The sequence below is a fragment of the Pseudomarimonas salicorniae genome, from assembly GCF_023156535.1.
GTDB lineage: Bacteria > Pseudomonadota > Gammaproteobacteria > Xanthomonadales > Xanthomonadaceae > Pseudomarimonas > Pseudomarimonas salicorniae.
The window spans coordinates 37,019-58,466 of record NZ_JALNMH010000010.1 but is presented as its reverse complement, the minus strand read 5'-3'; the positions used below and the strand labels follow the sequence as shown (position 1 = coordinate 58,466).

Sequence of the window (21,448 nt, the reverse complement as noted above, 5' to 3'; positions counted from 1 at the left end):
CCGACAGTCCTAGGCCCTAGGCCCTAGGCCCTGAGCCCTGACCGAGCGCAGCGAAGGCGCAGGCGGCGCAGCCGCCGTTGCCGCGAAGCGGCCGAACCCTGAGCCCTAGTCTCTAGTCCCTGCGCCGCAGGCCCCAATCCCGCCTCAGCCGATCTTGCAGCCGGTCTTTTCCGCCAGCTCCTCGCGGGTCACCCCCGGCGCCATCTCGACCAGCTTCAGCCCGTCATCGGTCACGTCGAGCACGGCGAGATCGGTGATGATCCGGTCAACCACGCCGACGCCGGTCAGCGGCAAGGAGCACTCGGGCAGGATCTTGTGGTCGCCGTTCTTGGCGGTGTGCTCCATCAGCACCACCACCCGCTTCACGCCGGCGACCAGGTCCATCGCCCCGCCCATGCCCTTGACCATCTTGCCCGGGATCATCCAGTTGGCGAGGTCGCCTTTCTCGGTGACCTGCATGGCGCCGAGGATGGCCAGATCGATATGCCCGCCGCGGATCATCGCGAAGCTGTCATGGCTGCCGAAGTAGCTGGCGCCCTCGCGCGCGGTAACGGTCTGCTTGCCGGCATTGATCAGGTCGGCATCGACCTCGTCCTCGGTCGGGAACGGACCGATGCCGAGCAGGCCGTTCTCCGACTGCAGCCAGACGTCCATGCCATCGGGGATGAAGTTCGCCACCAGGGTCGGCAGGCCGATGCCGAGGTTCACGTAGGCGCCGTCGCTGAGTTCCTGCGCGGCGCGCTGGGCCATTTCGTCGCGGTTCCAGGGCATGCTCGTGATTCCTGTCTTGTCTGCGTGTCCGATCGTGGCCTTGAAGGCCACGGTCCTCGAATTCGTCATTCCCGCGCAGGCGGGAATCCAGCTTCTTCGCCCGCGTCACTCCCGATGGATCCCCGCCTGTGCGGGGATGACGTCGAGGAAGCAAGCGGCAGGCGATACGCCAAAGCGCACCCTACGCTGCGCGCACCGTGCGCTGCTCGATGCGCTTCTCCGGCGTCGCGTTCAGCACGATGCGGTCGACGTAGATGCCCGGAAGGTGGACGTGATCCGGGTCGATGCTGCCGACCTCGACGATCTCCTCGACCTCGGCCACGCAGACCTTGCCGGCCATGGCGCAGGCCGGATTGAAATTGCGCGCGGTCTTGCGGAAAACCAGATTGCCCGCCTTGTCCGCCTTCCAGGCCTTGACCAGGGACACGTCAGCGACCAGGGCGGTTTCCATCACGTAGTGATGCTCGCCGAACTGGCGGGTCTCCTTGCCCTCGGCCACCACCGTGCCGTAGCCGGTGCGGGTGAAGAAGGCCGGGATGCCGGCGCCACCGGCCCGCAGGCGCTCGGCCAGCGTGCCCTGCGGATTGAACTCGAGCTCGAGTTCACCGGCCAGGAACTGCCGCTCGAACTCCTTGTTCTCGCCGACGTAGGACGAGATCATCTTCCTGATCTGCCGCGTCGAGAGCAGCTGGCCAAGGCCGAAGCCATCGACACCTGCGTTGTTCGAGATGACCGTCAGACCCTTGGCCCCGGAGTCGCGCAGCGCGGCAATCAGCGCCTCGGGAATTCCGCAGAGCCCGAAGCCCCCCACCGCCAGCGTCTGCCCGTCGGCCACCAGCCCCGCAAGGGCCTCCGCCGCCGAACCGAACACCTTGTCCTTGCCGCCCACCGCGGCCGTCGCTGCGCCCATCTCGTGATCTCCCAGGAAGGCAGGCCGCGAAGTGTACCGTTTGTGCACTGCAGCGACAGTGTCCGAACGGACAGGTGAAACTCGCCCGGACGAACCGCTTCCCCTACCCTATGCGCCGCCCTAGCGACCGGAAATCGCATGACCCTGCCCTGTTTCAAGGCCTACGACATCCGCGGCCGAGTGCCGGATGAGCTCAATGAGGACCTCGCCCTGCGCATCGGCGCAGCTCTCTCCTCGCAGATGGGGCCGGGCCCCGTGGTGCTGGGCCGCGACGTCCGCCTGACCAGTCCGGGTCTGCAGGCTGCTCTGGCAGAGGGCCTGATTCGTCAGGGCCGGGAGGTCATTGACATCGGGCTTGGCGGTACCGAGGAGGTGTACTTCCAGACCTGGCACCGGGGTGCTGCGGGCGGCGTGATGGTCACCGCCAGCCATAATCCGATGGGCTACAACGGGATGAAGCTGGTTCGCGAGGAGAGCCGTCCGATTTCCGGTGACTCCGGCCTCCTTGCCATCCGCGACGCCGCAGCAGCAGGCCTGCCGAACCCCGCGGCCCAGCGCGGACAGTTGCGCGTTGATGAGGACAAATCGGCCTACATCGCCCATCTGCTCGGCTACGTGGAACCTTCCGAGCTTCGTCCACTGAAGATCGTCAGCAATCCGGGCAACGGCGGCGCCGGCCTTATCGTGGACCAGCTGGCCCGGCACCTCCCCTTCGACTTCGTGCGCATTCAACACGAGCCCGACGGGCGATTTCCGAACGGCATCCCCAATCCGCTGCTGCCCGAGTGTCGTGACGCCACCCGCGATGCCGTGCTGGCCCATGGCGCCGATTTCGGCATTGCCTGGGACGGCGATTTCGACCGCTGCTTCTTTTTCGACCACACAGGGCGGTTCATCGAGGGCTATTACCTGGTGGGCCTGCTGGCCGAAGCGCTGCTTGCCCGCCACCCTGGCGCAAAGATCATTCATGACCCGCGGCTCACGTGGAACACCATCGAGCAGGTGAAGGCCGCAGGCGGCGTCCCCGTGCAGAGCAAGACCGGTCATGCCTTCATCAAGGAGCGCATGCGCGCCGAGGATGCCGTCTACGGCGGTGAGATGAGCGCGCACCACTACTTCCGGGACTTCGCCTACTGCGACTCCGGAATGATTCCCTGGCTGCTGATTGCCGCTCTGATCTCTCGGAGCGGCAAGCCGCTTGCCAACCTGGTCGAGGCCCGGATGGCCGCCTTCCCCTGCAGCGGCGAAATCAACTTCAAGGTGGCAGATGTCAAGGCGAAGATCGCCCGGGTCCAGTCCGAGTTTGCGCCAGCGGCGAAGGGGGTAGATTCCACCGACGGCCTCTCCCTCGAGTTCGACGAGTGGCGTTTCAATCTACGTGGCTCCAACACCGAGCCGGTTCTGCGCTTGAATGTGGAGACCCGAGGGCAGGAAGGCCTGCTGGCCCGCCAGGTTGACGCGCTGCGCCAGATGATTGCCTGACGCGCATGGAAATCGGGGCATCAGACAGGCCGGAGAGCTCAGAGGCACAAGCTTCTGCTCCACTTTGCGTCGACCTCGACGGCACGCTGCTCAAATCCGACCTGCTGTTCGAATCGCTGCTCTCGATGCTGGCGCGCCGGCCCTGGCTGGCCCTGTGCCTGCCGTTCTGGCTCCTGGGTGGCAAGGCTCGCCTGAAGCGCGAGATCGCGCTGCGCGGGCCCGTCGATCCGGCCCTGCTGCCCTACGACCAGTGTACGCTGGCGCTGCTGGAGCGCTCGACCGATAGGCATCGCGTGCTATGCACGGCCTCCGACGCCGGTCTGGTAGAGCCGATCGCGCGGCACCTGGGCTGCTTCGAGGAAGTACTGGCCAGTGACGGCCAGAACAACCTGGCCGGCTCTCGCAAGGCAGCCGCCCTTGTCGAGCGCTTCGGCGACCGCGGCTTCGAGTATCTCGGCAATGCGCCGGTGGACCTGAAGGTGTGGCGGCATGCGGCCAAGGCGACGGTCGTCAACGCCGGGGAGTCTCTCGCCCGTCAGGCCCGCAAGGTCTGCAACGACGTCGAGCATCTCCCGGGGCAGCGCGCCGGACTGCGGGTCTGGATCAAGGCCCTGCGAGTGCACCAGTGGCTGAAGAACCTGCTGGTCTTCGTGCCCCTGCTCGCGGCGCATCGATTCACCGACCCAGACGCTATCCTGCTGTCTTGCCTCGCCTTCCTGGCCTTCGGCCTCAGCGCCTCGGGCGTCTATGTGCTGAACGATCTGCTCGACCTGGAGGCCGACCGCGCCCACCCGCGCAAGAGATCGCGGCCCTTCGCCGCCGGCACGATGAGCCTGCGCTCGGGCCTCGTGGCTGCGCCGCTGCTGACGCTCGTCGGGCTTGCCCTGGCCTGGCTGGTGGCCCCCCTCTTCGCCACGGTGCTGGCCGGTTACTACGTGCTCACCCTCGGCTACTCGCTGGGCTGGAAGCGGGTTCCGATCCTCGACGTGATCCTGCTCGCCGGGCTCTACACGGTGCGCATTATCGGCGGCGCGGCGGCCATCGGCTCGGTGCCCTCGTTCTGGCTGCTGGCCTTCTCCATGTTCATCTTCCTCAGCCTGGCCCTGCTCAAGCGTTATATCGAGTTCGTTGGCCTGGCCCAGCGCGGCGAGGTAAAGGCCGCGGGGCGCGGCTACCATCTGGACGATCAGCCCTTGCTGCTGGCCCTTGGCGGCAGCGCCGGCTACCTGTCGGTGCTGGTGCTGGCGCTGTACATCAACAGCCCGGAGAGCCAGGCCCTCTACACCCGCCCCGAGGCGCTCTGGCTGCTCTGTCCGCTGCTGATGCTGTGGATCAGCCGGGCCTGGATGAAGGCCCATCGCGGCACCATGCACGATGATCCCGTGGTGTTCGCCGCCACCGACCGCTTCAGCCTGCTGGTGGCGGCGATCGGCGCGGTGATTGCGCTCTCTGCGACCTACCTGTGATCGGCGACTACACGCCCGGACTGTCCTGGGGACGCTGGCCGCGGGTCGAGGGCCAGCGCTGCCTGCCCTTGGACACTGCTCCTGACCGGCTGCCCGACGGCGCGGCACCGATGCTCGCCTTCGGCAACGGACGCAGCTACGGGGACAGCTGCCTGAATGCCGGCGGCAGCCTGCTGCTGACCCGGCGACTGGACCACTTCCTGTCCTTCGATGCAGACACCGGCGTGCTGGAGTGCGAGGCAGGCATCACCCTCGGCGAGATCCAGGACTTCGCGGTGCGTCGCGGCTACCTGCTGCCGGTCACGCCCGGCACCCAGTTTGCGACGGTCGGCGGCGCCATCGCCAATGACGTCCACGGCAAGAATCACCATGTCGCCGGCAGCTTCGGCGAGCATGTCGAGCAGATTGAACTCGTGCGCAGTGACGGCCGTACATCGATCAGGCCGGGCGAGCCGCTGTTTCATGCCACCGTCGGCGGGCTCGGCCTCACGGGTCTGATCACCCATGCCCGTCTTCGACTGCTGCCGGTGACAGGGCCGTGGATGGATGTCGAATCCATCCGAATGGCCGGACTTGGCGACTTCTTCGGCCTGTCACGCGAATCGGCCCGCACCCACGCCTACACCGTCGCCTGGATCGACTGCCTGGCCCGCGGTGCGGCGCTCGGACGCGGGCATTTTCTGCGCGCAAGTCACGCCGAGCCGGGAGCCACGGGCCGACTTCCGGTTGGCTCTAGGTCGCTGCCGGTCACGCCCCCGGTTTCGCTGGTCAACCGCCTGAGCCTGCGCCCCTTCAACATCCTGTACTTCCACCGCCAGCGGCGAGAGAGGGTTCGGCGCATCGAGCACTTCCGCCCCTACTTCTATCCGCTGGACGCGATTCGTGGATGGAACCGCATGTATGGGCCGAAGGGATTCCTGCAGAACCAGTGCGTGCTGCCGCCCGCGACGGCCGAGGATGGCGTGCGCGCCCTGCTCGACGCCATTGCACGCAGCGGGCAGGGCTCCTTCCTCGCCGTGCTCAAGGAGTTCGGCGATCGCCCCGCCCCCGGCCTGCTCAGCTTCTGTCGGCCCGGCACCACGCTGGCGCTGGATTTCCCGCGCAGCGAGGCCACCCTGGCCCTGCTGCAGCGCCTGGACGCCATCGTGATGGAGGCCGGCGGCGCGGTCTATCCGGCCAAGGACGCGCGGATGAGCCCGGCGATGTTCCGCGCCGGCCAGCCGCGCCTCGACGAGTTCATCCCACATATCGACCCGGCCTTCTCCTCCTCGTTCTGGAGGCGGGTCATGGAGCCCTCATGCAACGCATCCTGATCATCGGTGCCACCTCGGCGATAGCCGAAGCCGTCGCGCGCCAGTACGCCGAACGCGGCGCCCGGCTGTTCCTCGCCGCACGCAGCAGCGAGCGTCTGGCCGTCATGGCGAAAGACCTTGAAGTGCGCGGCGCCGAGGTCGGCACGCACGCATTCGAGGCCACCGACGTGCCCGCCCACGCCGCCCTGGTGGAGGCCGCCATCGCGTCCCTGGGCGTGATCGATGTGGCCCTGATCGCCCACGGCACCCTGCCCGACCAGGCCGACTGCGCCGCCTCGGTGGAGACCTCGCTGACCGAGTTCGCGGTCAATGGCACCTCGGTGATCGCGCTGTGCACCCTGCTTGCGCAGCGTCTGCAGGCCCCGGCCACCCTGGCGGTGATCTCCTCGGTCGCCGGCGACCGCGGGCGGGCCAGCAACTATCTCTACGGCAGCGCCAAGGCCGCGGTCAGCGCCTTCACCAGCGGCCTGCGCCAGGCCCTGAACGGCAGCGGCGTCAACGTGCTGACCATCAAGCCCGGCTTCGTCGACACGCCGATGACCGCAGCCTTCAAGAAGGGCGCACTGTGGGCGCAGCCGGAGCAGGTCGCACGCGGCATCCTCCGCGCCATCGACAAGCGGCGCAGCGTCGCCTATCTGCCCGGCTTCTGGTGGGCCATCATGCAGGTGATCACCCATATCCCCGAGTTCGTGTTCCGCAGGATCAAGCTGTGAGCGACGTCCACCCCCCCACCCCGGTCACGGCACTGCCGGCCAAGGCCGCCAAGGACGCGCGTATCGTGCTGACCGGCGCCGCCGGCCTGGTCGGCCAGAACCTGGTGGTCGAGCTGAAGGCCCAGGGCTATACCCGGCTGGTCGCCCTCGACAAGCACGCCCACAACCTCGGCATCCTCCGGCGGCTACACCCTGACGTTGAGGTGATCGAGGCCGATCTCGCCGAGCCCGGCGCCTGGGCAGAGGCCTTCGCAGGCGCCGCCGTGGTGGTCCAACTGCATGCGCAGATCACCGGCAAGACCCGCGACCTGTTCGACCGCAACAATATCGAGGCGACCCGACACGTGCTCGATGCCTGCCACCGCCATCAGGTGCCCTACCTGGTGCATATCAGCTCCTCGGTGGTGAACTCGGTGGCCAAGGACGACTACACCGAGACCAAGAAGGCCCAGGAAGCCTTGGTGGTTCAGAGCGGCCTGCCCCACTGCATCCTGCGCCCCACCCTGATGTTCGGCTGGTTCGACCCCAAGCACCTCGGCTGGCTGTCGCGCTTCATGGCCCGCACGCCGGTGTTCCCGATCCCCGGCGATGGCCGCTTCATGCGCCAGCCGCTCTACGAGCGCGACTTCTGCCGCTGCATTGCCGCCTGCATCGCCCACCAGCCGGAAGGCGCGATCTACGACATCGTCGGCGATACCCGCATCGACTATGTCGATATCATCCGCACGATCAAGCAGGTCAAGCAGCTGCGCACGCTGATCGTGCACATCCCGATCGGCTTCTTCGCCTTCCTGTTGAGGACGTATGCGCTCTTCTCGCGCAAGCCCCCGTTCACCGCGGATCAGCTGAAGGCGCTGAGCGCCGGGGACGATTTCAAGGGTGTGGACACCGAAGCGGTCTTCGGCGTTAAGCAGACCCCCTTCGAGGCAGCCATCCGCGAAAGCTATACCGACCCGACCTACAGTTCCGTGATCCTGAAGCGCTGATATGCCCACCCAACGTCACCTCATCATCGGCTCCGGCCCCATGGGCCTGATGGCCGGCCTCGAACTGCTCAAGGCTGGTCACCACGTCGAGATCTTCGAGCGCGACGACCGCATAGGCGGCATGTCTGCGCACTTCGATTTCGACGGTCTGCACATCGAGCGCTACTACCACTTCATCTGCAAGACCGACTACCCGCTGTTCAACCTGCTGGCCGAGCTGGGACTGTCGGACCGCCTGAAGTGGACCGACACCAAGATGGGTTACTTCGTCGACGGCCAGCTCTATGACTGGGGCAACCCGATCGCCCTGCTGCGCTTCCCCAAGCTGAGCCTGGTCTCGAAGATCCGCTATGCCCGGCACGTCATGCACGCCAAGGGCATCAAGGACTGGAGCGAACTCGACAAGCGCAACGCACGGGAGTGGATCCAGGGCTGGGTCGGCAAGCAGGCCTGGGATGTGATGTGGGAGCGCGCCTTCCGGCTGAAGTTCTTCGAGTACACCGACCAGCTGTCGGCCTCGTGGATCGGCACACGGATCAAGCGCATCGCCCTGTCCCGACGAAACCTGTTCAACGAGAGCCTGGGCTACCTCGAGGGCGGCTCAGCCACCCTGCTGAGCGCCATGGTCGCCGAGATCGAACGGCGCGGCGGCAGGATCCACCTCTCCGCCCCCATCGAGGAGGTGTGTGCGCAGGACGGCAAGGTGACCGGCGTGCGCGCAGGCGGCGATTTCCATCCGGCCGATGCGGTGCTGTCCACCGCCCCCATCCAGTACGTGCCCGGCATGGTGCCCGCCCTGCCGGCAGACTTTGCCGAGCGGATCCGCCGCATCGAGAACATCCCCGTCGCCTGCGTCATCCTCAAGCTGCGCCAGCCGATCAGCCGGAACTTCTGGATGAACATCAGCGACCCCGCGATCGAGATTCCCGGCGTCATCGAGTACACAAATCTCAACCCCGGCACCCGTGAAGGCGAGCACATCCTCTACGCCCCCTTCTACATGCCCAAGACCCACCCCAAGTGGACGCGCCCCAACTCTGAACTGATCGAAGAGGTCATCGGCTACCTCGGCCGACTGAACCCGGCCTTCCACCGCGACTGGGTGCTCGCCACGCACTGCCATCGCTACGAGTTCGCCCAGACCATCTGCCCCCCGGGCTTCCAGGAGATGCTGCCCCCGATGCGTACCCCGCTGGATGGGTTCTACATGGCGGATACGGCGTACTACTATCCGGAAGATCGTTCGATTTCGGAGAGTCTGGCGGTGGGTCAGCGGCTGGCCCACACGACCCGAGCGGCAGCATGAGCGAGTTCACAGCCCAGCAAGCGGTCCCCGTCCTGTGCTGACTACGCAGTTCATGGCTTTTCTGGTCGCAGGCGGTATCTCCGCGCTCGCCAACTTCGGATCGCGGATCGTGCTGAGCTGGTGGATGCCCTATGTCTCGGCCATCGTCATCGCCTACTGCATCGGAATGGTCGTCGCCTTCTTGCTTAACCGGCTGTTCGTATTCAAGGCCGCTACCAACCCGATCATCGAGCAGGGAATGTGGTTCGTGCTGATCAACCTCGCGGCCGTGGCGCAAACCATTATGGTAAGCCTGTTCCTTGCACGACTCCTCTTTCCTGCCGCAGGGATGTCCTTCCATCCGGAGACTGTCGCTCATGCCATTGGCGTAGTAGTGCCGGTAGTAACTAGCTACATTGGGCACAGGCATCTAACCTTCAGGCAGAGCAAGGCTCATGACTGATTGACGACGGGCCGCGGAGCGGAAGGGTAGTTGCTGCGGGACTCGAAGCATGTGCTGTTCGCGGTTATGCTCCGGCCCCTTCCGACTGAGCCCCTGGCCCGCCCGTACAGATGGCCCCACCTGGCATTTTCTTCTGAGCTTGGGTTGCCCCTTCCCGGTCAGATCGACCCGGATCAGCAATGTGTCTTGGAGGGAACATTGAGACGGGGAAAGCCGAACTCTTATCGAACCAATCGGAGAGGCCGCAGTGACGAAACTGCTTCCGAGAATCCTGTTCTTCCACATGCCAAAGACTGGCGGCACCTCGCTGAGGGATGCCATCCGCGTCGGCAGCCACGGCCAGGCCGTTGAGCGAGATTTCGTCAGTATCCGGGCCGCCCTAGGTACGCTGCCAGTTTCGTGCAGCGTATCGGGACATCTCACGGTGTTCCCGGGCGAGTGGCCGGTTCTTCGCCAGCGCTTCGTCACGCTCACCGTGCTGCGCGATCCAGCGAAGCGGCTGATTTCCCAGTACTTCCAGATCCGCCGCGGGGCGCCCCATGAACGCGAGGAGCTGGTCACAGCCGGGGGTGTAATGAGCCTAGCCGAATTCCTTGAGGCGCAGCGGGTTCGTCCGCAGCACGACTACCGGCAGCTCTACATCAACTGGCTCTCCTCGCTGAAGGACCCCTGCTCAGGGCCGCTCTCGCCCGCCCAGAAGCTCGACTTCGCCAAGGCGGCGTTGTGCGAGTTCGATATTGTTGGCTTTACGTCGTCGCTGGATTCCGTCTGTGAAGCGCTCCGCCAGTACCTCCCGGACTGTCCCGCGAGCGCACCGCGACTGAATGTGAGTGCCTCCGGCGACAAGCAGGAGGTGAGTGAGGAAGATCTGGCACTCGCGCAGGAGCTGACCGAAATGGACAGGGCCCTCTACGATTGGGCCTTGTCTGTTTCGTCCGATTGCTCCGCGTTCAGCATGGCCGGGAATCCGCGTGAGCGGTCCGATGCCGACGAGAAACTTCTCCTCCCGCGGCTGGATTTCGGACTGAAAGAGGCGGCGTTTGCCGACGTTCGCCTGAATGGCAAGCCGTGCGACGAGTCGCCGCATTTCGAGTGCGGAGATTGGTGCGAAATCCGGATCACCATCGACGCAATCAGACCCATGGAGGGGGCTACCCTGGGCTTTGGGCTTCGGGACCACCAGGATCAGATCATCTTCGGCACCAACAGCAAGCTTCTCGGAGAAGCCATAGATCTTCCCGCTGGCCGCTCAGAGTGGACGATCAAGTTTCATGTCCTGCTGCGTCCCGGCGACTACCAGATCGATCTATCCCTGCACACTGGACTGAGCCACAGGGACAGCTGCCAGCACTGGAAACAGTCGGTGGCCACCTTGAGCGTCGTCAGCTTCGGATGGCCGGGGGCGTTTGAGGGGCACAGCTATGTTCCCACCTACGTGTATAGCGCTGCGCGGGCGGCGGCTGCTCTCAGCCAGGCTTGACCCAGCCTTCCGCACTGCGATGGCGATTGCGATACCCTTTCGCGCCTGTCCTTTACGAGTCCAGCTTTCTTAGCCATGCATAACATTGTCCCGGTCATCCTTTCCGGCGGCTCAGGCACGCGGCTATGGCCGCTGTCCCGCGAGGCCTACCCCAAGCAGTTTCTGCCCCTCACCGGGGAGCACACCATGCTCCAGGCGACCTGGAATCGGGTAGCGCGGCTGACGGCCTCCGGCCCGATCGTCGTCGCCAACCAGGAACATCGGTTCATGGTCGCCGAACAACTCCGGGAGGTCGGTGCCAAGCCACAGGGGATCCTGCTGGAGCCGGTGGCACGCAACACCGCACCGGCCATTGCGGTCGCCGCAATGCATGCCATGGCCGAAGGCGAAGACCCCCTGCTGCTCGTGCTCCCGTCCGACCATGTCCTGAAGAACGAGGAAGCCTTCCACATCGCTGTGGGGGTCGCCGCCCGTGCTGCCGACGAACGCGGAACGCTGGTCACCTTCGGCATCGTCCCGGCGAGGGCGGAAACCGGCTATGGGTATATCAAGGCCAGCGGCTCCGGCGAATCCATGCCGGTGGAACGCTTCGTCGAGAAACCCAATTCAACCACCGCGGAGGCATATCTGGCGGAGGGTGGTTACTTCTGGAACAGCGGCATGTTCCTGTTTCGGGCCTCTCACTACCTTGCCGAACTGGAACGGCTGCATCCGGAGATGCACGCTGCCTGTCGAGAAGCCCTGTCGAGCGCGGAACATGACAGCGATTTTGTCCGGCTGGAGCTCGACGCCTTCAGCGCATGCCCGGCGGATTCGATCGATTACGCGGTCATGGAGCGCAGCTCGGGCGTGGAAGTCGTGCCCCTCGACGCCGGCTGGAGCGATCTCGGTTCGTGGTCTGCGCTCTGGGAGGTCTCGGACCAGGACGCAAACGGAAACGCGCACCGCGGCGATGTCCTGGCCATCGACTGCCGCAACACCTACGCCTACGGCCAGCGATTGATTGCCATGGTGGGTCTGGAAGACGTGGTCGTGGTGGAGACCGACGATGCCATCATGGTGGGGCATCGGGATCAGGTGCAGAAGGTCAAGGACGTCGTCGGACAGCTCAAGCAGGGCGGGCGCAGTCACGCGACCTGGCACCGGAAAGTTTACCGCCCCTGGGGCGCATACGATTCAATAGATAGCGGGGAACGCTTCCAGGTCAAACGGATCACGGTCAAGCCGGGGGGTCAGCTCAGCCTGCAGATGCACCATCATCGGGCCGAGCACTGGATCGTGGTGAGCGGCACGGCCAAGGTCACCCGTGGTGACGAAACCCTGCTTCTGACTGAAAACCAGAGTACGTACATACCCCTTGGAGTGGTTCATCGCCTGGAGAATCCCGGAAAGCTGCCGCTGGAGCTGATCGAAGTCCAGTCGGGGAGCTACCTGGGCGAGGACGATATCGTGCGGTTCGAAGACGTCTACGGGCGCACTGGCTAAACCAAAACGTCTTCCTGCATGGATGCCGGGCGGCAGTTAAATTGCGCTCGGCACGGCTGCGCGCTGCCCGAGCTGCCGCACGCTTACGAATTTCGCGTGCAAATGCCGGGCACGCTGCGTGCACAGGTGCGACTGAAACGGACAGCTTACGCCTGTCAGGGCTGGAATCGATGCACCTTGGGCCCGGCATCCTCGCGGCGGTTTGGCGGAGCCGGTAGGTAGCCCACACGGCTCCGTTCGCCAAGCTGGCCAACCAAGATCCACGTCGTGTCTGACCGGTAACCGAAGAAGCAGACGCCCCAAGGGCAGACAGCCGGGCGCAACCGATGCGCCCGGCCTCTACCTGCTACCGCCGCAGCCGACCGGCACCGATGGCGCCGAGCAGGCCGACCATGATCAAGGCCAGTGGCCAGCCGCCGACGGGGATGATGGCGGTGCGCTGGGACTGGAGCGACAGGCCGCTGCTGGCGGCGCTGCCCGGGCCGCCGTTCACCGCCACGGCACCAAAGGACCCGCTCAGCGGGCTGGTGACGTTGGTGAAGTTCGTGCCGACGAGGTTGGCGGGCAGGCGCACCGAGACCACGAACGTGCAGCTCTGGCCGGCGTTGAGGCTGCCGCCCTGGAACATCACCACCGCGCTTCCGCTGAGCAGCGAGCCGGCGCCACAGACGTTCGATTGCGGCAGGCCCTCGGCCCGCGCGCCGGGGATGAAGGCCTCGAGGTCGTCGGTGAAGGCAAGGCCGGTGACATTGCCACCGTTGGCCGGCTGGCTCAGCGTAAAGGTCAGCGGGATCAGGGTGCCCGGCTGCGCGGACGGCGGCATCTGCTTGGTGAAGGTCGGCAGGGCCACGATGTTGATGGGCGCGCTGGCTGCCGGACCCGCCGCGGTCCCGGTGCCGCCGGTGCCCGTCACCGCGCTGCTGGTGCTGGTGTAGCTGCCCGGCACCGCGCCAGCGGGCAGCTGGACGGTGATCGAGAAGCTGCATTGGCCGCCGGCAGCGATCTGGCCACCGGTGAGGGTGACCAGGCCCGTGCCGTTGATCTGCGAACCGGTACCGCAGGGATTGGCCAGAGGCAGCCCCACCGCAGCCGCGCCGGGGATCAGCGAGGCGAAGTCGTCGGTGAAGGTCAGGGCGCTCACTGCGACGGTGGTCGAGCTGTTCTGGATCAGGTAGTCCACCGTCACCTGCCCGCCGGGCAGGACCGCGGTCGGGCTGATCGTCTTGCTGAAGTTGAGCGGCACGTCGGAGACGGTCAGCGTGGCGGTCGCATTGCCGAGGTTGCCGACGTTAGAAGCCAGGTCGCCACTGGTGTTGACATAGGTGCCACCGCCGGCTGCGCGCACATCGGCCTGGACGGTGCATGTGGCGCCAGCCGCGAGCGAACCGTTGCCATAGCTGATCGTACTGCTGCCCGGCAGCGCCACCAGCGAACCGCCGGTGCAGGTGGTGCTGGCATTGGGCGGATTCGCCACGGTCAGGCCGTCCGGCATGGAATCGATGAAGTCGAGACCCGTAAGGGCAATGCTCGACCCGGCATTGCTGATGGTGAAGATCAGCGTGCTTACCTGATCCACGGCGATCGAGGACGGGCTGAACACCTTGGAGAAGGTCGGCAGCGAAGACACGGTCAGGGTTGCCGAGGCGCTGCCCATGCTGCCGATCGCGGTCTGCAGCGCACCGGTGGTGTTGACCAGGGATCCCGTCGCGTTAGCGCGCACGTCGACCTGCAGGGTGCAGACATTGCCCGCCCCCACCGTGCCCCCGCTGAAACTGACCGTTCCGCTGCCGGCCGCTGCGGTCAGCGTGCCGCCGCAGCCCGAAGAGGCATTGGCCGGCGTGGCGACCACCATGCCGGCAGGCAGGGCGTCAGTGAAGCCAAGCCCGGTGAGGCCCACCGAGGCTGCGCTGTTGTCGATGGTGAAAGTCAGGGTGGAAGTGCCCCCCAGCACGACGCTACTCGGCGCGAAGGCCTTGCTGAAGCCGGCAATCACCACTTGGAGGCTGGTGGAGGCCGAGGCGCTGACCTGAAGCCCGGCGTCGGTGAGGCTGGAGGTGACCAGCGGGTAGACGCCGGCCGCAGCGCCGCCCGGCACAGCCAGGTTCACCGTGAAGCTGCAGCTTCCCGATGCTGCCAGCGATCCGCCATTCAACTGCAGCAGGCCGGTGCCGCTGAGCGTGGAGCCCGCACCGCAGGGCGAGGACGGAAGCGGCCCCTGGGCCACCAGGCCCGAAAGCGAGGCGCCGAGATTGATCGAGAAGGCCAGGCTGCTGCGTGCCGCGCCGCCCAGATCCTGCAGGGTGAACTGCAGCTGGGTGGTGCCTCCCGGGGCGCTGGGACTGAGTACCGCGGCGCTGAAGGTGACCGGGTTGACCGAGAGTACGTCGCTGGCCGGCGGGGCCTCCTCGGTTGCGCCCACAGCCAGCGCCGAGCTGGTGCTGGTGAAGTTGCCGCCGACACCGGTGGGAACGCTGAGCGTGACCTGGAAGGTACAACTGGCGCCCGGAGCCAGCACGCCGCCCGATAGAACGATGGTGCCGGTGCCGGACAGTGTCGAACCCGTGCCGCAGACGTTCGATTGCGGCAGCCCCGTGGCCGCAAGGCCGGACAGTGCCGCACCGAGATTGTCGGAGAAGCTGATCGACATTGCGTCCGCGCCGGACGCGGCGGGGTTCTCGATAGTGTATTGCAGCGTTACGGACCCACCCGGTGCCACCGGGTCATCGGTGAAATCCTTGTCGAAGGTCAGGGCAGTGACTTCCAGCGTGGTGCTCATCGGAGGAAGCGTGATGCCGGTAGAGTTCTCGGTGAAGGTGACGGACGAGGTCGACAGGGGGTAAGTGTTGACCGCAGCGCCCGCGGGGACCTGCAGGGTCACCGAGAAAGTACATTGCCCGCCGGGCGCAAGGTTACCGCCGGTGAAGATCAGCAAGGTCGTCCCGGTGATGGAGGATCCCGAGCCGCAGACGTCATTCAAGGTTCCGCTGGTGGACGCCAGCCCGGTCAGGTCCGCATTGAGCGCCTCGGTGAAGAAGATGCCGGTGATCGCGTCTGCCCCCCGGTTCTGGAACGTGAATTCGAGGGTGACCGTGTCCCCTTTGCGGACCGGGTCGTTGGTGACGTCCTGAGAGTAGACCAGGTTGGACGCGACCAGATTCGCCACCGAGGCCGGCGAGGTCACGCTGGCGCCCAGCACCTCCGCGGTGATGACCGAGGTCGTGCTTGTGGTGCTTCCCGAAGCAATGGTCGAGGGCACCTGGGCGGTCACGGTGAACTGGCAGCTGTCACCAGCGGCAAGCGTGCCGTTGGAGAACGTGAGGTTTCCGGTGCCTGAGATCGTGCCGCAGGCATTCGTCTGCGGCAGCCCGACCGCGGTGAGGCCTGTCAGCACGCTGTTCAGGTCGTGGGTGAAGCCGACCAGCGATGCGTCGCCCGGAGAGTTGGCGGACAGCTGCAGGGTGTACGTGATGTCCACCGTATCTCCGGCGCGCACGGTGCTCGGGTCGAAGCTGTGGGTCAGGGTTGGCGCGGCGAGCACGGTTACGTTGAGCTGATCGCCGCCGCCCTGGACGGGGCCGCCCCCCACCGTCGCGCTGACCTCGGTGCTCATGGCGGAGAAGTTTCCCGGAGGCGCGTCGCCCCCCGCCTGGTAGGTCACGTCAAAGCTGCAGCTGGCGCTCGGGGCCAGCTGGGCCGACTGGACGCGGAACGAATTCTGGCCGCTGGTGGGGAAGTCATTCTGCTGAGAGAAGATTGAGCCAGCGCCACACGACCCCGCGGCCGGCAGAGTCGTGATGGTGATGGAAGGACTCAGATCGGAATGTGCCAGGGAGAAGGCAATGTCGGTCGCGGAGTTGCTTGTTGAGACATTCTGCAGCGCGTAGGTCACGACAAAGGTATCGCCGGCGGCCACCGGAGCGGCGGGGCTGGTGATGGTAAGCACCGGCACTTCCTGCACGAACAGCAGATCCGATGCGGCCGAGTAGGTGCCCGGTGAGCCACCCAGCGTGGCGGTCAGACTGGAGGTGGTATTGGTGTAGGTGCCCGGCGTCGCGCCGGTCGGCACAGCCAGCGTGACCTCGAAGGTGCAGCTGGCCTCCGCGGCGAGCGTGCCACTGCTGAGGGTCAGGGTGCTGGCGCCGGAGAGGCTGGAGCCCGCACCGCACGGGTTGAGCGGCAGGCTGCTGGAGACGACAAGGCCGCTGAGAGCCGCATCCAGATCATCGCTGAAGCTGATCGCCGTAGCGCTGTCGGTGCGACTGCGATTGGCGATCTCGAACTGCAGCCTGACCTGCCCGCCGGGGGCTACCGGGTCATCGAGGAAACGCTTGACCAGGGTCAGGTCGCCGGCAGTGGACTGCAGCGCGGCGGTGGCAAATCCGGAATCAACCGAATTTAAGCCCCCGTCCAGGCTGGTGAGCGAGCCAGACCGGTTGTTCAGCATTCCCGCGGCATCGGCCACAACATCGACGCTCACCGTGCAGAGGGTGCCCGCCGACAAGACTGCATCGGAAAGCGAAATCGTCGACCCACCCGGCGCAGCCGCCGCGCTTCCGCCCGTGCAATCGGTAAACACATTGGACGGCGATGCGACCCGCACGCCGAGGGGCAGCGAATCGGTGAACTGGGCACTGAAGGCGGTCGAAGCGTTCAGTGAGTTGTCGATCAGGAAGGTGAGCGTGCTGCGTCCACCAAAGGCCACGCCGGACGGAGAAAAGCTCTTGCTGAAGCCGGGCCGATCCGCCGCCACGACCAGGTCATCCGTTGCGGAATTACCCGGAGTGACGCCGGAACCAGTGTCGAAGCTCAGCACGCTCGACACGTTGGTGTGCGTGCCCACCGCGGCCGAAGTGACGTCGACCACGATGGTGCAGACACCGTTGGCCCCCACCACGCCATCGCTGAAGTTGATCGTGCTGGTCCCTGCAGGCGCAACCAATGTGCCGCCGCAGCCATTGCTGACGGCACCGGTGGCGGCGATGGTCACGCCAGCGGGCAGCGAGTCGGAAAAAGACAGGGAGGTCGCACCCTGCGGGAAGCCGCTGTTGTCGATGGTGAAGGTCAGCGCGCTACTGCTGCCGGGCCCGATGGTGTCCGGCGCAAACGCCTTGTTGAAGGTCGGCCCCACGGCGCCCGCCTGAGCGCCGCCAACCGCTGCCACGAGCGCCAGTCCCAGCAATGCATTACGCATGACGTTCCCCCTAAGTTTGGTGCCGGCCCCTGCCCCTCAGCCTGGCCGCGGGCAAGCACGAGAACCCGGCGTGCGAGAATCCGCCCATGCCGGCCGGATAGACGCCCGCAAAGCGTCGACCACGGTAGCGCCCGGCCGGCATGCTGTCCATTCGATTGAGGAATCCCTCCGATGATGCGAGCCCTGCCCCTGGCCCTGCTGCTGGCCCTCGGCCCCGCCCCTGTGCTGTCGTCCGGCGACGGCGGCGTCGATGCGGTAATCGCCGAACTGCTTCGACTGGAGCAGAAGCGCGAGCCAAAGTGCTACGCGACGGCCTCGCGGCTGGAGGACTTCATGTACGGCACGCCGCTGTCCAAGGAGGCGCGCTTTGCCAAGAACCTGCTGCAGAAGCAGTGGATCGAGTGGGTCTGGCGCCGCGCCGGCGAGGCGGCCCGCAAGGACGGGGCCGAGCTGGTCGAGGCCCGGCATGTCGAGGCAGTGCTCGCCGATGTCCTGCGCGTCACCGCCGAACCCGACGGCCATTTCGCCGTGGCGCTCAACGGCCGGCCGATGCGCATCAATGGGGTCGACAAGCGCCAGTACGGCAGCGTCGCCTACTCGCTGCGCGCCATTCTTGCAGTGCAGCAGGAATGGCTGCTCGGCAGCGACGATGACGTGGTCTTTCTCTCCGAGCACGCCGTGGCGCGACTGGCCGAGGCCCTCGACTTCGTCACCCTGGCCGCGCTCAAGCTCACCGACGAACGCATGCGCCTTGCCAACCTGCGCGAGGTCGAGCGCCAGCCGCTGGTCGAGAACTGGCTGGCCCTGACCGGGCAGCCGGCGATGGATGCCGGCCCTGGCGCCTCCCCGGCCATCGACCCGAAGGCCGTGGCTGCGACCCCGGCCGATCTCTCCCTGCTGCGCGCGATGATCGGGCAGAAGCTGGCCTCCTATGCGGCCTACAACAACGTCTCCAACCAGCTGTTCATGCGCAATCTGCAGGTGTATTTCGCCCGCAGCCGCTGGCCCTCTGACGCCCAGGCCGGGGACGCCTTCCGCCGCGCCTTCACCGAAAGCATGATCGCCTTCACCCGCGACCTGTATCTGGGCGCCGAGCGCGAGGCGCTGGCCGCGGGCAATCCCAGCATCCGCGAGGCGGATGTTTCGCACTTCGCCGAGGGCTTCATCCCGCACCGCATCAACGAGTACGAGGACGCGATCTTCTTCCCGCGCCTGCCGCGCGCCGAGCAGATCGAGATCGAGTCCTATGACATGGATGCCTTCCGCGACCCGGGCTGGCACTGGCGCTATCTCGAGGCCGCCATCGACACCGAGGGCTTTGCACCGCGCCTGCAGTTGGATCCGTTCGCCGCCGAACTGCTGACCGAGAACGTCGCCCAGTTCGGCGTTCTGATTCTGCGCGCGACCGGCGACCTCGCCCGCGAGCGGGGCAAGGAGGAGGTCAGCGTCGAACTGCTGCAGGCCGCATTCAAGGACCTGCAGGCGCGGATCAACCGGCATGCCTCGGCCAGCGAGGAGCCGCTCGAGGTCGAGGCCATCGCCTCGGCCGAAGGTGACTCCGGCGGCGCCGGCCGCTTCGTCGAGATCACCGCCGCCAGCGGCATCGACTATCAGCACCGCAACTCCGACTGGCTGAGCCGCCAGCTGCGCAGCTTCCTGCGCCGCGACGAAGGCACCGGCGTGATCACCATTCCGCCGGCCTTCGGCGGCGGCGGCGTTGCGGCGGGTGACATCAACAACGACGGCCGCGACGATCTGCTCCTGCTCGGCGGCCGCGGGGCGAAGCTGTATCTGAACCTGGGCGATGGCACGTTCCGCGATGTGACCGACACCGCCGGCATCGACTGGCGCCGCGAGGACAGCAACCAGCCCGGCGAGATGCGCCAGCCACTGATTGCAGACTTCGACAACGACGGCCTGCAGGACATCCTAATCACCTATGTCGACGATGCGCACCGCCTCTACCGCAATCGCGGCGAGCTGCGCTTCGAGGACGTCACCGAGCGCAGCGGCCTCGGCGGCAAGGGCCTGGTCGGTGGCCCGGCCACCACCTTCGACTACGACAATGACGGTCTGCTCGACGTCTACATCCAGAACTTCGGCGACTACCTCGGCGGCACCCTGCCGACGCTGGCCCGGCGCAACTTCAATGGTCAGCCGGACCGCCTGTTCCGCAACCTCGGCGACTTCCGCTTCGAGGACGTCACAGAAAAGGCAGGCGTCGCCGACAGCGGCTGGGGCCAGGCCACCAGCCACACCGATCTCGACGGCGATGGCGACCAGGACCTGATCTCCGGCAACGACTTCGGCATCAACCGCTACTACCTCAACCAGGGCGACGGCAGCTTCGTCGACGCCGCCGCCGAGCTTGGCACCGACAAGCCGAGCTTCACCATGAGCATCGGCATCACCGATCTCAATCGCGACCGCACGCCCGATATCTACATCGCCAACATCGTCACCATGAACAAGGACGAGACCTACGTGATGCCGACCAAGGACACGCCGGCCAAGTTCGACCCCGAAAAGCTCAAGGCGATGCGCGTGGTCGAGGCCAACGACCTGTTCGTCTCCGGCCGCCGCGGCAAGGCCCTGCGCTACCAGCACAGCGACGCCATCGGCCGCGGCCACAGCAGTACCGGCTGGTCCTGGGACGCGGACTTCTTCGACGCCGACAACGACGGCGACGATGACCTCTATGTGCTCAACGGCATGAACGAGTACAACGTCTACAGCCGCGACAATCCCTACTACACCGACCCCTTCGAGGACCGCCAGCAGGCCGTCGCCTTCCCCGACGCGGGGCGCGCCGCCAACGTGTACTTCGAGAACCGCAAGGGTCGTCTCGAGAACGCCTCCGAAGGCAGCGGACTCGACTTCATCGGCAATTCGCGCAGCGCGGTCTATCTCGACATCGACGGCGACGGCGACCTCGACATCGTCACCCTCGACTACCAGGGCCCGGCCCGCGTCTTCCGCAACGAGGCCCAGCAGAACGGCCACCAGTGGCTGGGCGTGCGCCTGGTCGGCGCGCCCGCGCGCAAGGTCAACCGCGACGCCATCGGCGCGCGCCTCATCGCCACCGCCGGCGGCCTGCAGGTGTTCCGCGAAGTTCGCGGCTCGGAGGGCTATATGTCGGTCCACCCGCGCACCCAGCACTTCGGCCTCGGCAAGCGCGACAAGGCCGACGTCGAGATCCGCTGGCCCGACGGCAGCACGCAGACCCTCAAGGGCCTGGAGGCGGGGCGGGTTCACGTCATCGCCTACCCGCAAGAGGCCCACGCAGCCCCGTGAGCCCGCTGCGCTCCGGCACCTTGCTGCTCGCCCTGAATGCGGGCCTCGCCGCCTGGCTGCCCCCCTTCGCCGGCGGGGCCGAACGGCCCTTGATCCCGGGCGCGGACGCTCTCCCCGCCACGCCCATCGCCTCACATATCGCCACGCCCTTTGCCACGCCCGGGAAAGACCCGTTGGCTCTGAGGAATCGATGGGCGAACCACGCCGGCGATGACACTTCCGCCCTCGGGCACGAATCGCATAGCCACCGCGCTCTCGCCACCGCTCGTGCTTCGATACCTCAGCACGAACGGTCACCCACCCCGGGGGACGCGCCCACCCCCAACCGCAGCACTCTGCCCAGGAAACACGATCCCGGCACGCTCATCGCCACGCCCAAGCGAAGCCTGGATCCGCTTCCCGCCACACCCGGCGAGAAACCGTTCGCCCTGAGGTATCGAAGGGCGAACCCCCACGCTCCCGCCGCCGTTCGTACTTCGATACCTCAGCAAGAACGGGCACCCAACCTTCGGAACAAACCCAGCCCCCTCGGCGGCACCCAGTCACGGATTCACGCCCCAGGCGCACGCTCCGCCAAGGCTCAGCCACGCGGGGATGCACTGCCCGCCA

General features: G+C 66.4%; 13 protein-coding genes. 10 read left to right on the top strand and 3 right to left on the bottom strand.

Annotated features, from left to right (window positions below; all coding sequences use genetic code 11):
• Nucleotides 1-144: 144 nt before the first annotated feature.
• A complete protein-coding gene (locus M0G41_RS12480) occupies nucleotides 145-771 on the bottom strand; it encodes a CoA transferase subunit B (RefSeq protein WP_248209833.1) in 627 nt (208 codons plus the stop codon).
• Between the two features lie 181 nt (nucleotides 772-952).
• The gene (locus tag M0G41_RS12475) at nucleotides 953-1,681 is read right to left on the bottom strand and encodes a CoA transferase subunit A (RefSeq protein ID WP_248209831.1); all 729 of its coding nucleotides are present in this window, start codon (nucleotides 1,679-1,681) and stop codon (nucleotides 953-955) included.
• Between the two features lie 138 nt (nucleotides 1,682-1,819).
• Between M0G41_RS12475 and M0G41_RS12470 the strand changes: the two genes are divergently transcribed.
• From M0G41_RS12470 to M0G41_RS12430, 9 genes are all read left to right on the top strand, one after another.
• Complete coding sequence (locus M0G41_RS12470; RefSeq protein ID WP_248209828.1) at nucleotides 1,820-3,163, top strand: phosphohexomutase domain-containing protein; 1,344 nt, start codon at nucleotides 1,820-1,822, stop codon at nucleotides 3,161-3,163.
• 5 nt (nucleotides 3,164-3,168) lie between these two features.
• The gene (locus tag M0G41_RS12465; protein ID WP_248209818.1) at nucleotides 3,169-4,629 is read left to right on the top strand and encodes a UbiA family prenyltransferase; all 1,461 of its coding nucleotides are present in this window, start codon (nucleotides 3,169-3,171) and stop codon (nucleotides 4,627-4,629) included.
• Nucleotides 4,629-5,942 carry an FAD-binding oxidoreductase gene (locus tag M0G41_RS12460; RefSeq protein ID WP_248210183.1) on the top strand — a complete coding sequence of 438 codons (1,314 nt, stop codon included), beginning with the start codon at nucleotides 4,629-4,631 and terminating at the stop codon, nucleotides 5,940-5,942. Before M0G41_RS12465 ends, M0G41_RS12460 begins: the two co-directional genes overlap by 1 nt.
• A complete protein-coding gene (locus M0G41_RS12455; protein ID WP_248209811.1) occupies nucleotides 5,927-6,655 on the top strand; it encodes an SDR family oxidoreductase in 729 nt (242 codons plus the stop codon). The genes M0G41_RS12460 and M0G41_RS12455 overlap by 16 nt, the downstream gene beginning before the upstream one ends.
• Nucleotides 6,656-6,687: 32 nt before the next feature.
• Nucleotides 6,688-7,641 carry an NAD-dependent epimerase/dehydratase family protein gene (locus M0G41_RS12450; protein WP_248210182.1) on the top strand — a complete coding sequence of 318 codons (954 nt, stop codon included), beginning with the start codon at nucleotides 6,688-6,690 and terminating at the stop codon, nucleotides 7,639-7,641.
• Between the two features lies 1 nt (nucleotide 7,642).
• Nucleotides 7,643-8,947, top strand: coding sequence for an NAD(P)/FAD-dependent oxidoreductase (locus M0G41_RS12445; protein ID WP_248209808.1), 1,305 nt, complete (start codon nucleotides 7,643-7,645; stop codon nucleotides 8,945-8,947).
• 34 nt (nucleotides 8,948-8,981) lie between these two features.
• On the top strand, nucleotides 8,982-9,389 hold the full coding sequence (locus tag M0G41_RS12440; RefSeq protein WP_248209807.1) for a GtrA family protein: 408 nt from the start codon (nucleotides 8,982-8,984) through the stop codon (nucleotides 9,387-9,389).
• Nucleotides 9,390-9,636: 247 nt separating this feature from the next.
• Nucleotides 9,637-10,869, top strand: a complete 1,233-nt coding sequence (locus tag M0G41_RS12435; RefSeq protein WP_248209805.1) for a Wzt carbohydrate-binding domain-containing protein — start codon at nucleotides 9,637-9,639, stop codon at nucleotides 10,867-10,869.
• A 75-nt stretch (nucleotides 10,870-10,944) separates the two neighbouring features.
• Nucleotides 10,945-12,354, top strand: coding sequence for a mannose-1-phosphate guanylyltransferase/mannose-6-phosphate isomerase (locus tag M0G41_RS12430; RefSeq protein WP_248209804.1), 1,410 nt, complete (start codon nucleotides 10,945-10,947; stop codon nucleotides 12,352-12,354).
• Nucleotides 12,355-12,700: 346 nt separating this feature from the next.
• Here M0G41_RS12430 and M0G41_RS12425 read toward each other — a convergent pair whose 3' ends face one another.
• Nucleotides 12,701-17,545 (bottom strand): beta strand repeat-containing protein, encoded by a 4,845-nt coding sequence (locus M0G41_RS12425; protein ID WP_248209796.1) that lies wholly within the window; start codon nucleotides 17,543-17,545, stop codon nucleotides 12,701-12,703.
• A gap of 171 nt (nucleotides 17,546-17,716) precedes the next feature.
• Here M0G41_RS12425 and M0G41_RS12420 point away from each other — a divergent pair, with 171 nt between their 5' ends.
• Nucleotides 17,717-20,839, top strand: a complete 3,123-nt coding sequence (locus M0G41_RS12420) for a CRTAC1 family protein (RefSeq protein ID WP_248209794.1) — start codon at nucleotides 17,717-17,719, stop codon at nucleotides 20,837-20,839.
• Nucleotides 20,840-21,448 lie beyond the last annotated feature (609 nt).

Bases quoted from the DNA above. Each gene is read 5' to 3' on its own strand.
- M0G41_RS12475 (WP_248209831.1), bottom strand. From the start codon at position 1,681: ATGGGCGCAGCGACGGCCGCGGTGGGCGGCAAGGACAAGGTGTTCGGT.
- M0G41_RS12480 (WP_248209833.1), bottom strand. From the start codon at position 771: ATGCCCTGGAACCGCGACGAAATGGCCCAGCGCGCCGCGCAGGAACTC.
- M0G41_RS12465 (WP_248209818.1), top strand. From the start codon at position 3,169: ATGGAAATCGGGGCATCAGACAGGCCGGAGAGCTCAGAGGCACAAGCT.
- M0G41_RS12430 (WP_248209804.1), top strand. From the start codon at position 10,945: ATGCATAACATTGTCCCGGTCATCCTTTCCGGCGGCTCAGGCACGCGG.
- M0G41_RS12455 (WP_248209811.1), top strand. From the start codon at position 5,927: ATGCAACGCATCCTGATCATCGGTGCCACCTCGGCGATAGCCGAAGCC.
- M0G41_RS12425 (WP_248209796.1), bottom strand. From the start codon at position 17,545: ATGCGTAATGCATTGCTGGGACTGGCGCTCGTGGCAGCGGTTGGCGGC.
- M0G41_RS12470 (WP_248209828.1), top strand. From the start codon at position 1,820: ATGACCCTGCCCTGTTTCAAGGCCTACGACATCCGCGGCCGAGTGCCG.
- M0G41_RS12420 (WP_248209794.1), top strand. From the start codon at position 17,717: ATGATGCGAGCCCTGCCCCTGGCCCTGCTGCTGGCCCTCGGCCCCGCC.
- M0G41_RS12445 (WP_248209808.1), top strand. From the start codon at position 7,643: ATGCCCACCCAACGTCACCTCATCATCGGCTCCGGCCCCATGGGCCTG.